This window comes from Ruegeria sp. HKCCA5763 (assembly GCF_013034545.1).
Lineage (GTDB): Bacteria > Pseudomonadota > Alphaproteobacteria > Rhodobacterales > Rhodobacteraceae > Ruegeria.
Genome location: NZ_WQGF01000007.1, coordinates 1 through 12,530, shown reverse-complemented (window position 1 = coordinate 12,530; position 12,530 = coordinate 1). Strand labels below are relative to the sequence as shown.

Sequence of the window (12,530 nt, the reverse complement as noted above, 5' to 3'; positions counted from 1 at the left end):
CTGCGGAATGAAAATTTGCGGGCCTTATAGGTCGGGCAAACCCGGTTGTCACGCCGCAGTACACTGTCTGCGACGCTTAGTCTGCAATATGCCTACCTGCTCAGAATTCCGCCCGCTTCAGAGTGTACCCAGACTGCTCTAACTGGTTCAGCAGGCCGTGGTCATCGCTGAAGTGACCAGCCCCAACCGCAATGACAGCTGTCTGATCCTGGATTTCGAGAATTTGTGCCATCCAATTGGCATTTCGTTCGATCAAGAGCTGCTGTTCGAAGTCTGCCCACTCGGCCTCGAACTCTGCGGCAGACAGGCCCGACAGCTCTTGCCCCAGAATACGGCCAAGGACAAAAACCTCGGCGTGTTTTTCATCAAAGTATGAGCTGGCCATGGTGGCGATCTGGTCTTCGGTGTTTTGAAAGGTTCCGGCCATCCGCGCGAGCGATTGCGCCTGTTCTTCGATCGGGTAAGCGTCGAACATGGCCATAAGGTCTTCGACACTTTCCAATGAATATTGCGGGATACCGTGGTCCGTAGCCAACTTCGCCAGACGTGCGTCCAGCCCATTGGTTCCGTCAGGGTTCTGAACAATGCAGGTCGGCAGAGCCAAAGTCATACTCAGAAACCAGGGGCGCATCTTGGCGCCCATCCAACTGGGAATCCCGCGTTCGGCCATCGCCGCAGTAAGAGTGTTCCAGTCTTTTTCTGGGATCAGATCGACAAGTGTGGGGCCCGAAGTTATCAGGACCGGGCTTGGGTCAGCGGCCAGTTTCTTTTCCCAAGCTTCCATCTCATCCTGTCGGATTTCAAAATAAAACGCGTCGGCCTGAATTAGCTTGGGCGTCAGGCGCTCGACGATCGCATCCATCTGCGGGTAATTCAGGTGCATTGTGCCCACGAGGTGCAGAACGGTGTCATCTTTGGTCGCAACCCAATGATTGCCTTCTGGATACAGAATACCTGCCAGTTCGTCTTGCGCCTTGGCTTGAACCTCAGGCGACAAGTCCCCTCTCAGGTCGCGCCCTTCGCAGCCTGCCTGCGCCACGGCGGGTAACAAAAGGCCAACGATGAAAAAAAGCAGGCGCATTGGTGGAATTCCTTTGAAATCAGTGTTTCGGAAACAGTGTACCGGTGGGCGGGATGTTTCAAGTTCCATCGCATCGGCTGAGGTATGGGCTGGCATTCCACGGCAGTTTGCGTAGCATAAACCCATGACCCGCGAACAGGACCTCTATCCTCCGATCAAAGCGCTGTTGGAGCGTCAGGGATATACCGTCAAGGGCGAGGTCGGGGCGGCTGATGTCGTTGCGGTGCGCGAGGGTGAAGATCCCGTTATTGTCGAACTTAAACTGCGGTTCACGCTGTCGCTGTTCCACCAGGCCGTCACCCGGCTGAAGCTTACCGATCAGGTCTATATCGCTGTCAGCAAGCCCACGGGTCGAAGCGCGCGACGGGCGCTTAAAGATAATCTGGCGCTGTGCCGTCGCTTGGGCCTGGGTCTTATCACAGTACGGGCTGATGAAACGGTCGAAGTGCAATGCGATCCCGGCCCCTATGCGCCGCGAAAGAACAAATCCAAAGCCACACGGCTGCTGCGGGAATTCGACCGGCTGGAAGGGGACCCGAACGCGGGCGGGGCCACGCGGCATGGGATTGTGACTGCCTATCGGCAGGATGCCCTGAAATGTGCGGCCTATTTGGCCGAATATGGACCTACAAAGGGGGCAGAGGTTGCCAAATCGGTTGGTGTGTCGGTGGCCACGCGGCTCATGCGCGAAAACCACTACGGGTGGTTCGAGAAGGTTGAAAAAGGTGTCTACGGGCTTACGGCTCAGGGGTCTGAAGGATTGAAGCACTGGGCCTACAGCTGGGAACAGACAAACTGATCCGAGCTGCGAAAAAATCCCTCACAACTTGTTGACTCGGGGTTTTAGACTCCCTAGCTATGCGTCGTTATCACTCACACACTCCGAGTGCTAACGCCTCGCCTGAGGGCGAGGGGAGGATAGATAAACTTTGAGCCCAAGGAGCTACAAAGATGGCATTGAAACCGCTTCATGACCGTGTGCTGGTTCGCCGTACCGAAAGCGAAGAGAAAACCGCAGGCGGCCTGATCATTCCTGACAGCGCAAAAGAAAAGCCCAGCGAAGGCGAAGTTGTCGCAACCGGCGAAGGCGCGCGCAAGGACAGCGGCGAACTGATCGCGATGGCGGTCAAAGCTGGCGACAAGATCCTGTTCGGCAAATGGTCGGGCACCGAGGTTCAGGTCGACGGCGAAGAGCTGCTGATGATGAAAGAAAGCGACATCATGGGGATCATCGAGTAAGCGACAAGCTTCCTCTGATCTTCATTACAAACTTATTTCTCAAGGAGAAACGACATGGCTGCAAAGGACGTCAAATTCGACACCGATGCCCGTAACCGCATGCTGGCAGGCGTAAACATCCTGGCCGATGCTGTTAAAGTGACCCTCGGCCCCAAAGGCCGCAACGTGGTTCTGGACAAATCCTTCGGCGCGCCGCGCATCACCAAAGATGGTGTTTCGGTTGCCAAGGAAATCGAACTGGAAGACAAGTTCGAAAACATGGGCGCGCAGATGGTGAAAGAAGTCGCCAGCCGCACCAATGACGAAGCCGGTGACGGCACCACCACCGCAACCGTTCTGGCGCAGGCAATCGTTCGCGAAGGTCTGAAGCAGGTTGCAGCGGGCCTGAACCCGATGGACCTGAAGCGCGGCATCGACCTGGCAACTGCCAAGGTTGTTGAAGGCATCAAGTCGGCTTCGCGTGAAGTTAAAGACTCAGCCGAAGTTGCTCAGGTTGGCACCATCTCGGCCAACGGCGAAGCAGAAATCGGCCAGCAGATCGCAGACGCGATGCAGAAGGTTGGCAACGAAGGCGTTATCACCGTCGAAGAAAACAAAGGTCTGGAAACCGAGACCGATGTTGTCGAAGGTATGCAGTTCGACCGTGGCTACCTGTCGCCTTACTTCGTCACCAACGCAGACAAGATGATTGCAGAACTCGATGACTGCATGATCCTGCTGCACGAAAAGAAACTGTCTTCGCTGCAGCCGATGGTTCCGCTGCTCGAGCAGGTGATCCAGTCGCAGAAGCCTCTGCTGATCATCGCGGAAGACGTTGAAGGCGAAGCGCTGGCAACTCTGGTTGTCAACAAACTGCGCGGCGGCCTGAAAATTGCTGCTGTCAAAGCACCGGGCTTCGGCGATCGCCGCAAGGCCATGCTGCAGGACATCGCCATTCTGACCGGCGGTCAGGTCATCAGCGAAGATCTGGGCATGAAGCTCGAGTCCGTCACCATGGACATGCTGGGCACCGCGAAGAAGATCGAAATCACCAAAGACGAAACCACCATCGTCGACGGTGCTGGCGAGAAAGCCGAGATCGAAGCACGTGTTGCTCAGATCCGCACTCAGATCGAAGAAACCTCGTCGGACTACGACCGTGAGAAGCTGCAAGAGCGCGTTGCCAAACTGGCAGGCGGTGTTGCTGTTATCCGCGTCGGCGGCATGACCGAGGTTGAAGTGAAAGAGCGTAAGGACCGTGTGGACGACGCTCTGAACGCGACCCGTGCTGCTGTGCAGGAAGGCGTTGTTGTAGGCGGTGGTGTTGCTCTGGTTCAGGCCGGTAAAGCACTGGAATCGCTGGAAGGCGGAAACGCTGATCAGAGCGCGGGCATCAACATCGTTCGCAAAGCGATCGAAGCTCCGCTGCGCCAGATCGCCGAGAACGCAGGTGTTGACGGTGCGGTTGTTGCAGGCAAAGTCCGTGAATCTTCGGATGCAGCATTCGGCTTCAACGCGCAGACCGAAGAATATGGCGACATGTTCTCGTTCGGCGTGATCGACCCGGCCAAAGTTGTTCGTACCGCTCTGGAAGATGCGGCGTCGGTTGCGGGCCTGCTGGTCACCACCGAAGCCATGGTTGCCGACAAGCCTGCCAAAGAAGGCGCGGCACCTGCAGGCGGCATGCCCGACATGGGCGGCATGGGCGGCATGATGTAAGCTGCTTTAGCCATAGTGCTTGTTTTCGGGGTCGCCTTCGGGCGGCCCCATTTCGTTTTGATAACCGTTTTGCGGCTATGCCTCTCGCGGGCGCATTTTGGAAAAGTCGAACAGTGGGCCGCATGTAGATGGATTGTGAGTGTCCATATCGCTTGCAACCGGATATGCGGGTTCCATGCGACTTATTTTTCTGACTGCCCTGACCATGTGCGCCTTTGCAGCGAATTCCATTCTGAACAGGATGGCAATCGACAGTGGTGCCAGTGATCCAGCCGGGTTTGCGATTGTGCGGGTGCTTGCGGGGGCGCTGGTCTTGACTGCGCTGGTGTTGGCGCGCGGCGGAGATGTGCCTTTGCGCAACCGCCGGCGGCTCATTGGTGCGGGGTCGCTCTCGGTGTATATGATAGGGTTTTCCATTGCCTATCTGACACTTGATGCAGGGCTGGGGGCTTTGGTGCTGTTTGCAGTTGTGCAGATCACAATGTTTGCGTTTACCGCTGCCTCGGGAACGCTTCCCACCCGTCAGCAACTGGCAGGGGCGGCCATCGCTTTAGGGGGGCTGGCCTGTGTGCTTTGGCCTTCGGGAACCGTGCGGGTTGATCCGGTGGGCACTGCTTTGATGGTCGCGGCCGGTATCGGCTGGGCCGCTTACTCCTTGGCCGGGCGATCCGAGCCTGACGCCCTGCAGGGCACGGCTGCGAATTTCGTCATCGCCTTGCCTGTCACCACTTTGGCCCTGCTGGTCACGGGGGCAGAATGGCAGATGACTGGATTGGGCTATCTGCTGGCGGCTGTCTCGGGGGGCATCACGTCTGGTTTGGGATATGCCCTATGGTATCGCGTGCTACCAAACCTTGCGCCAACAGTTGCGGCGGTTGTTCAACTCAGCGTGCCTGTCATTGCGATCCTGGGAGGTGTTGTGCTTTTGGGCGAAAGTGCAAACGCCCGACTGATCGTTGGTGCCTCGCTGGTTCTGGGCGGTATCGCGCTGGCTGTGCTGCGACGTCAACAGAGCTAGGGCTTTCATCAGCCGCTCATAGGCTTTATCTGGCGGACATGAGACTTCTGACCGCTTTACTTTTATGCCTTTTCCCGTTTTCCGTCAGCGCGAAATGCGTGGTCCTACTGCACGGACTTGCCCGGACCGAAGCCTCGTTTGCGGTGATGGAGGAGTTGTTCGAGGCACACGGCTACACCGTTGTGCGCCCCGGATACCCCTCGACCGAGATTGGCATTCCGGAATTGGCTGAACAGACTCTGCCGGGTGCTTTTGCCTCGTGCGGGGAGGACAAGGTCAATGTCGTGGCGCACTCCATGGGCGGCATCCTGCTGCGGTATTGGCTAAAGGATCATCATCCCGCCAACATGGGTCGCGCCGTCATGCTCGGCCCGCCGAACCAGGGCAGTCAGCTGGTCGACGAGCTCAGCGCGTGGGAGGTATTCGGATATCTGAACGGTCCAGCCGGTCTGCAGTTGAGTACAGGCCCTGAAGGTATTCCGCGCCGTCTGCCTCCGGTAGATTTCGAGCTGGGGGTCATTGCGGGGGATGAGTCCCTCAACCTGGTTTTTTCCTCGCTGATCGACGGGCCCGATGATGGCAAGGTTTCGGTTGAAAGCACCAAGGTGGAGGGTATGGCCGATCATCTGGTCCTGCCCGTCACCCATACCTTCATGATGAACAACCCTCAGGTCATGGCGCAGGCGCTACATTTTATCGAATTCGGCCGGTTCGATCCGCAGATCACTTGGCTCGATGGTGTGATGGACATAATTGACGAGATCTGCATTGGGCAGGACTGCCAAGACCCGGATTCGGAGTCCACACGATGACCGCATTGGAGCTGACTTTAACCGGCGCAGATGTTCTGTTGCCGGGCCAGGGCGTGTCTCGCGCTGACCTGACCATTGCTGACGGTGTGGTGCAGGTGGAACCGGCCGGACGCAGTGTTGATCTGTCCGGCTATCTTGTCTTGCCTGGCATCATCGACCTGCATGGGGACGGTTTCGAACGCCATATCGCCCCGCGTCGCGGTGCGATGAAGCAGATGAATGAAGGTATTCTGTCGGTCGAAGCCGAGCTTGCGGCAAACGGCATCACCACCGCAGTGCTGGCTCAATTCTACAGCTGGGAAGGCGGTGTGCGAGGTCCGGACTTTGCCGCGCAGGTGTTTAAGGCCATTTCCGCCGTGAAAGACAGCACAGTCACCGATCTGATCCCGCAATTGCGGTTCGAAACCAATATGCTTGACGACTATGCGGGCCTTGCCGGTCGCATCGCCGAATGGCAGGTGCCTTATGTGGTGTTCAACGATCACCTGCCGCATGATCGATTGGCGCAGGGCAAGAAGCCGCCGCGACTAACGGGGCAGGCGTTGAAGGCTGGGCGCAATCCGGATGCACATTTTGAAATGTTGCTCAACATGCACGCCCGCAGGAACGAAGTGCCCGCTGCGGTCGAAGCACTGTGTGCTGACCTTATAGATATGGGGATACGTCTGGGCAGCCATGATGACGCAACCGCTGAAGCAAGGGCATGGTGGCGCGCCCGAGGCGTCGGCATTGCCGAGTTCCCGGAAACGCTGGAGGCTGCCGAGGCAGCGCGTTCTGCCGGGGATCACATCATCCTTGGTTCACCCAACGTGGTGCGGGGTGGATCGCATAAAGGAAACGCCAGTGCGGTTGAGTTGATCGCCATGGGGCTCTGCGATGCGTTGGCGTCGGACTACCACTACCCCAGCCCGCGCCGGGCGGCGCTGATGCTGGCCAATACCGGCCTGCTTGATTTCGAAGGCGCGTGGAACCGGATTTCTTGTGGGCCCGCAAAAGTGCTGAATCTGACAGACCGGGGCACACTTGCCCCCGGCAAACGCGCCGATTTGGTCATTCTCGATGCAGCCACCCACCGGGTCGCAGCGACCATGGCAGGTGGGCGTGTCAGCCATATGTCAGGGGACATTGCGGCACGCTTTTTGAACGGAACGAGGCCGTAAATAAAGTGCTACTTTATCGCTTGATCCTGTTGAAATGCCCCATCTTGCGTCCTGCTTTGACCTCGGCTTTGCCGTATAGATGAAGCGCGACATCCCGTTCACGGGCCAATTCGGGCACACGATCCATGTCGTTGCCGATCAGATTCTCCATCACCACATCCGAATGGCGCTGCCCGTCGCCCAAAGGCCAGCCCGCCACGGCGCGAATATGCTGTTCGAACTGATCAACAGCACAGCCGTTCTGCGTCCAGTGGCCCGAGTTGTGCACGCGCGGTGCAATCTCGTTCACTATCAAACCAGCGGGCGTGACGAACAGTTCTACCCCCATGACACCCACATACTCCAACGCATTCAGGATGTTGGCCGCCAGCAGGATTGCATCTGTGCGCTGGGCAGGGGACAGGCGGGCAGGGATCGTGGTGGTGTGCAGGATACCGTCGCGATGTACGTTTTCGCCCGGATCGAAACAGGCCACCTGGCCGTCCAACCCTCGTGCTGCAATGATCGACACCTCGTGTGAGAAGTCTACGAACCCTTCCAGAATAGCAGGCGCGCCCGCCATGTCGGCCAAAGCAGCCTCGGCGTCCTCGGGGCTGCGCAACCGCGCCTGCCCCTTTCCGTCATAGCCAAAGCGGCGGGTTTTCAGGATGGCCGGTGTCCCGATTTGTTCAATTGCCGTACTCAGGCTGTCCAGATTGGAAACATCCGCAAACGGGGCCGTTTTCAGGCCCAGGTCTTGCAGGAAATTCTTCTCGGTCAAACGATCCTGGCTGACCCGCAGCGCTTCGCGCCCCGGACGGATCGGCCGGTGGGCTTCCAGAATGTCCAGCGCCTCGGTCGGGATGTTTTCGAACTCATAGGTGATCACATCCACCGCGTCGGCAAATGCTTTCAAGGCATCGATGTCGTCGTAGGCTGCCGTCGTGACACGATCCGCGACTTGCCCGGCGGGTGGGTTTGCGCCCGGTTCATAGATATGTGTGACAAAGCCCAGCCTTGACGCTGCCACTGACAGCATCCGGCCCAGTTGACCGCCCCCCAGAATTCCGATCACCGCGCCTTGGGCAAGCATTTCTGCCATCTTCAACTCTCCAAACGTTTGCCAATTGCACTCAACGCCGAATGCAGCGCGTCATGCGCGCCCTGATCCTTCAGGGTTTCTGTCATCTGCAAGCTCAATGTGCCTTCTGTCGCCAGAGCGTCACGCTCTTGCGCTAGCCGACCTGCGTTGCCTTTTTCCATCGTTGCCAGGAAGCCTGACATCAACTGGGTCGTATAGAACTCGGCCTTATCGGCTTCACCAGTTACATCGCCTAGCCACTTGGCACCAGTGGCCATCAGATCCAAAATGCCGGGAACCATGGCGCAAATTGCGAAATGTGCGTTCAGCGCGGATTCGTCCGCAACCTTGACCACAGGGTTCTCGGGCTCAAAAAGGTCGGCCAACAACCGATCGTTGCCAAAAGCAGCCATTGGGCAGCCTCCGGTTTCCAGAAAGCCCAGAGGAATGGTCTGCACGAAATCTGCCGCCGGTGCGCAAAGCCGAGCAAGTTGCTCAGCGGAAACCGCAGCCATGACTGAAACGATCTGCTGGTCCGCGCGAAAGGTTAGAGGGGTCAGAACCTCAGCCGCGATATGCGGGCGCAGGCACAGGAACACGATGTCCGAGGCGTCGAGCACTGCCTGGGGTTCAGCAATCGTCACGCCCAACTCGGCCTTCAAAGCGGCTGATACTTCGGTATTGCGCTCAGTCACGCAAATGTCGTGCCCTTTGGCAGCCATCAGCCGCGCGATTGGGGCGGCGATATGGCCCGTGCCGATAAGACCGATGCGGCTCATCCCTGCGGTTCCTCAGGGATTGAAGCCGACAACGCCTCGCGCCAGCTGTCCAGCCGTTCTGCCAAAGCCTCGTCTTGCAGAGCCAGAATGCCGGCTGCCATCAAACCGGCGTTGGCTCCTCCAGCGGACCCGATTGCCATCGTCGCAACGGGAAAACCCTTGGGCATTTGCACGATGGAATACAGCGAATCCACACCTGACAGGGCACGTGTCTGTACGGGAACTCCGATCACAGGCACCCGTGTTTTCGATGCCATCATGCCAGGCAGATGCGCAGCGCCGCCAGCGCCCGCGATGACCACGTGCAATCCACGCGATACGGCGGTCTTGCCATAGTCCCACAGCCGGTCTGGTGTGCGGTGGGCCGATACGATGCGCGCTTCATAAGCGACGCCCAGTTCGTCCAGAATATCTGCGGCTTCTTTCATCGTGGGCCAGTCAGATTGGCTGCCCATGATGATCCCGACTTTCACTTCGCTCATCCGCTTTTGTCCCTGCGCTCAGAAAGAACGCGCACTATAGCCAAATCCGGTTCTCTGGCAATGCGCTACAGGGTGTTCAGGCAATGATATCGGGGGTCAGGCGGTCTTCGATGATGCGGATGATGTCTTTCAGACGCAGTTTCTCTTTTTTCAGTCGTCGTAGCGTCAACTGATCCGCAGTTCCCCGGTCATGCAGCGCTTCAATCGCTTCGTCCAGATCGCGGTGCTGACGGCGGAAAACTTCCAGCTCAACCCGCAGAACTTCATCAGTTTTCATGGAAAGGTCAGTGGGCGCGTTCATTGGCGACTCGGGGTTGTTGTGGTGCTTGCCCAACAAGATAGTGTGTCAGACGTTATCGCGCCAGACCTTGTGGACATCCTGGTTTCTTCCCATATTCTATTACAGGCGGTTGCCGGAAAGGGGCCGCACACCACGTCGCTTTGACAATAAAGGACGAAAATACGTGTCGAAACTTACTCTTGGCTCATACCCGCATCTTTTGGGGTTCGAGCAACTGGAACGCCTTCTGGAACGGTCTGCAAAGGCTGGCAACGAAGGATACCCGCCCTATAACATCGAACAGACTTCGGACTTTTCCTATCGCATCACTCTTGCGGTTGCAGGGTTCGCCGAAGAGGATCTGTCGATCACTATTGAGGATCGCCAGCTGGTGATCCGGGGCCGTCAACGCGACGACAGCGAGGGGCGTATCTTCCTGCACCGCGGCATTGCGGCGCGCCAGTTTCAGCGCATGTTTGTGTTGGCTGACGGTGTCGAAGTGGGCGAAGCGATCATGGAAAACGGCCTGCTGCATGTGGATCTGACCCGCGCCGTGCCGGAAACCGTGGTTCAGACCATCAACATACGGAAGGGGTAAGAGCAATGAATACACCGATTGAGATCAACACCGAAGGCGACCGTATCGTTTATGTCAAAACGGTCGAGGTTGCCGATCTGCCGCGTGATCTGCGCGATCAGGCAGGGGATCTGGATCAGCTTTACGCTGTGCATGATTCCGATGGGCAGCAATTGGCGCTTGTGGCCGACCGCAAGCTGGCCTTTGTCTTGGCCCGTCAACACGACCTTTCCCCGGTGGCCGTTCACTGAACGGCCCCAACGCCTGATTTGGGCGTGACATTCCCAGCGACACGCGCGACACATAGGCACCGGCGAATTTCGCCGGAACGTGTTGTCAGGAATTTATCGCATGAACTGGTTCGAATTCGATTGGGTCGACGCCTTCAGTGATCGCGCTTTTGGAGGCAACGGATGCGCCGTGGTCCATAGTGGCGCGCATCTTTCTGAAAATGTTTGCATGGATTACGTGCGCGAAACCTCTCTGGTCGAGTGCACGTTTACCGGGCCATCTGACGTGGCCGATATCCGTGTGCGGTATTTTCTGGCCAGCCGGGAAATCCCCTTTGCGGGGCACCCCACCATCGCAACCGTCGCTGCCATGCGGTCTCGTGGGATGATTGAGGGCGATAGCCTGACATTGGAAACCGGTGCAGGGATCGTTTCCATCCGGCTGCAAGGTGCGCAGATTGAGATGACACAGGTCGCCCCGCAGTTCGGCCCGCGTGTGCCTGCTGATCTGGTGGCCTCTGCCGTAAACCTTCCCAGTGATGCCATTATTTCCCCGCCGCAGCTGGTGTCGACCGGATTGCCTTTTTGCATCACCGTCCTGCGCGACCATAAGGTATTGCGCGCGGCTCAACTGGTTGAAGGTCCCTTGAGAAAAGTGGCTGAGGCCGCTGGGTTTTCAGGCTCGGACATGGCTGAACCCTTCTTGGTCACGCTCTATGGAGCCACCGATGCGGGGGATACATTCTCGCGCCTTTTGCTGGCCCCTCCAAGCCCACCCGAAGACCCGTTTACCGGGTCCGCAACCGGTGCCATGGCGGCTTACTTGTGGAAATACGGACTAATGGCCAAAGACAGTTTCATCGCAGAGCAGGGGCACGACATGGGCCGCCCTGGCCAAGCCCGCGTTACTCGCGTCGGCCCGGCGGATGCGATGACCGGGATAAGGGTCGCTGGTCAGGGACATATCCTGATGCGCGGGCAGGTCGATCTGCCGGCAGATGCGCAATAAATGAACAAGCGTTAATCGACACCTGTCCGGAACCCCGTTTCCTTGCACAGCAAGCTACATCCATCCCAGCCGCAGGATCGGAGCGGCCTGTGCGTCAATTCCATGTCGATCACATAGCCTGTCCAGATATGACCCCGATGCAGGCAACCCGGCCATCCTGTTGGCTATCAGTTTTTTCTGATGTCCATAAATATGAACCGAATGAACGGCTTCCGTTTCGATGTCGTTTGGTGTGATGCGTGGATCGTGCAGTTTCCATAATTCCTCAGAGGCAAGAGGATACAGAGAGTCAGCCCCCATCGCGTTACGGTCTTCGCCGGTCTGGCGCAGGAAATGCGTAAAGGCTTTGGGCCCTGAACTGCCCCAGGGCAGAGTTTCGATGCCCCAGCTTTCACCCTTTGCAATCCTTTCCCGGCTGCGCCGTCTGACATGTCGTCCGCGCCAGGGTTGGGTAGGGTTCGCTGACATTACGAAATCCAGCATCAACGCAAGTGTCTGCGCGGTCTTCGGTAGGCGCAGAACTCCGGTAGGGAAGTCACAAGCTTTGGAATGCGCAAACACCCAATCGGACGGAAAGTCGAAGGCTTTTACACAATAGGCGTCAAGATCGACCCAGATGGCCTTGCTTTTTCGCATCAGGTGCAATCGAAAGATATCAGAGAACACGGCCACGCCCTGCCGGTCATCTGGGTGCAATGAATAGGACGGAGGCCAGAAAATTTCGCTGGCAGGGCGCGTTTGAGCACCTGCGGGGACGCCCTGCACCTCGTTTGGCAGATAAAGAATAAACGCGTGCCCCCGATCCAGAAATGACTGTATGCACAGCTGCTCGAGCCAGCTCAGATCGGATCCGAACCAGAAACTGGAAATGATGGGCAAGCTGCGTGGCATGTCTGAAATTCACCCTGTTTCTGTGTGCACCGCACCAATCCGGCCAGCGCTTGTCAATCGGGCAAACAAAAACGGCCCCCGAAAACCGGAGGCCGAAAAATCTTTGTTTGTTGGCATCAGCTTGCGGCAATCAGGCCCATGCTTTCCAGTTTCAACAGAACCTGATGAGCGCAGTTGTCGACTTCGACATTTTCGGTTTCGACGCTCAGTTCAG

Annotated in this window: 15 protein-coding genes; 9 read left to right on the top strand and 6 right to left on the bottom strand. The window is 57.7% G+C overall.

The features are described 5' to 3' along the window. Window positions 1-100: 100 nt before the first annotated feature. The gene (locus GOV89_RS12835) at window positions 101-1,081 is read right to left on the bottom strand and encodes a TraB/GumN family protein (RefSeq protein WP_171238349.1); all 981 of its coding nucleotides are present in this window, start codon (window positions 1,079-1,081) and stop codon (window positions 101-103) included. Between the two features lie 124 nt (window positions 1,082-1,205). On the opposite strand from GOV89_RS12835, the gene GOV89_RS12830 reads away from it, so the two are divergent. The 6 genes from GOV89_RS12830 (at window position 1,206) to GOV89_RS12805 (ending at window position 7,008) form a co-directional block, all read left to right on the top strand. Further along, a complete protein-coding gene (locus GOV89_RS12830) occupies window positions 1,206-1,880 on the top strand; it encodes a DUF2161 domain-containing phosphodiesterase (protein WP_171238348.1) in 675 nt (224 codons plus the stop codon). A 152-nt stretch (window positions 1,881-2,032) separates the two neighbouring features. Continuing rightward, complete coding sequence (groES, locus tag GOV89_RS12825; protein WP_170352338.1) at window positions 2,033-2,320, top strand: co-chaperone GroES; 288 nt, start codon at window positions 2,033-2,035, stop codon at window positions 2,318-2,320. 54 nt (window positions 2,321-2,374) lie between these two features. Then, window positions 2,375-4,018 carry a chaperonin GroEL gene (gene groL, locus GOV89_RS12820; protein ID WP_171238347.1) on the top strand — a complete coding sequence of 548 codons (1,644 nt, stop codon included), beginning with the start codon at window positions 2,375-2,377 and terminating at the stop codon, window positions 4,016-4,018. A gap of 175 nt (window positions 4,019-4,193) precedes the next feature. Continuing rightward, window positions 4,194-5,036, top strand: a complete 843-nt coding sequence (locus GOV89_RS12815) for a DMT family transporter (RefSeq protein WP_171238346.1) — start codon at window positions 4,194-4,196, stop codon at window positions 5,034-5,036. Between the two features lie 38 nt (window positions 5,037-5,074). Then, the gene (locus GOV89_RS12810; RefSeq protein ID WP_171238345.1) at window positions 5,075-5,848 is read left to right on the top strand and encodes an alpha/beta fold hydrolase; all 774 of its coding nucleotides are present in this window, start codon (window positions 5,075-5,077) and stop codon (window positions 5,846-5,848) included. Beyond that, window positions 5,845-7,008 (top strand): alpha-D-ribose 1-methylphosphonate 5-triphosphate diphosphatase, encoded by a 1,164-nt coding sequence (locus GOV89_RS12805; RefSeq protein WP_171238344.1) that lies wholly within the window; start codon window positions 5,845-5,847, stop codon window positions 7,006-7,008. The genes GOV89_RS12810 and GOV89_RS12805 overlap by 4 nt, the downstream gene beginning before the upstream one ends. 13 nt (window positions 7,009-7,021) lie before the next feature. Here GOV89_RS12805 and GOV89_RS12800 read toward each other — a convergent pair whose 3' ends face one another. From GOV89_RS12800 to GOV89_RS12785, 4 genes are all read right to left on the bottom strand, one after another. After that, complete coding sequence (locus GOV89_RS12800) at window positions 7,022-8,089, bottom strand: 5-(carboxyamino)imidazole ribonucleotide synthase (protein WP_171238343.1); 1,068 nt, start codon at window positions 8,087-8,089, stop codon at window positions 7,022-7,024. Between the two features lie 2 nt (window positions 8,090-8,091). Then, on the bottom strand, window positions 8,092-8,847 hold the full coding sequence (locus GOV89_RS12795) for an NAD(P)-binding domain-containing protein (protein WP_171181403.1): 756 nt from the start codon (window positions 8,845-8,847) through the stop codon (window positions 8,092-8,094). Continuing rightward, on the bottom strand, window positions 8,844-9,329 hold the full coding sequence (purE, locus tag GOV89_RS12790) for a 5-(carboxyamino)imidazole ribonucleotide mutase (protein ID WP_171238342.1): 486 nt from the start codon (window positions 9,327-9,329) through the stop codon (window positions 8,844-8,846). Before purE ends, GOV89_RS12795 begins: the two co-directional genes overlap by 4 nt. Window positions 9,330-9,405: 76 nt before the next feature. Continuing rightward, window positions 9,406-9,630 carry a YdcH family protein gene (locus tag GOV89_RS12785; protein ID WP_050604880.1) on the bottom strand — a complete coding sequence of 75 codons (225 nt, stop codon included), beginning with the start codon at window positions 9,628-9,630 and terminating at the stop codon, window positions 9,406-9,408. Between the two features lie 163 nt (window positions 9,631-9,793). Here GOV89_RS12785 and GOV89_RS12780 point away from each other — a divergent pair, with 163 nt between their 5' ends. From GOV89_RS12780 to GOV89_RS12770, 3 genes are all read left to right on the top strand, one after another. After that, entirely contained in the window at window positions 9,794-10,207 is a 414-nt protein-coding gene (locus GOV89_RS12780) for an Hsp20 family protein (RefSeq protein ID WP_058275530.1), read from the top strand. A 5-nt stretch (window positions 10,208-10,212) separates the two neighbouring features. Then, on the top strand, window positions 10,213-10,437 hold the full coding sequence (locus GOV89_RS12775; RefSeq protein WP_050604806.1) for a DUF1150 family protein: 225 nt from the start codon (window positions 10,213-10,215) through the stop codon (window positions 10,435-10,437). A gap of 100 nt (window positions 10,438-10,537) precedes the next feature. Beyond that, on the top strand, window positions 10,538-11,425 hold the full coding sequence (locus GOV89_RS12770; protein WP_171238341.1) for a PhzF family phenazine biosynthesis protein: 888 nt from the start codon (window positions 10,538-10,540) through the stop codon (window positions 11,423-11,425). Between the two features lie 54 nt (window positions 11,426-11,479). Here the strand turns inward: GOV89_RS12770 and GOV89_RS12765 are convergent, their stop codons facing one another. Then, window positions 11,480-12,316: a hypothetical protein gene (locus tag GOV89_RS12765; protein ID WP_171238340.1), complete on the bottom strand. Its 837-nt coding sequence runs from the start codon at window positions 12,314-12,316 to the stop codon at window positions 11,480-11,482. Window positions 12,317-12,530 lie beyond the last annotated feature (214 nt).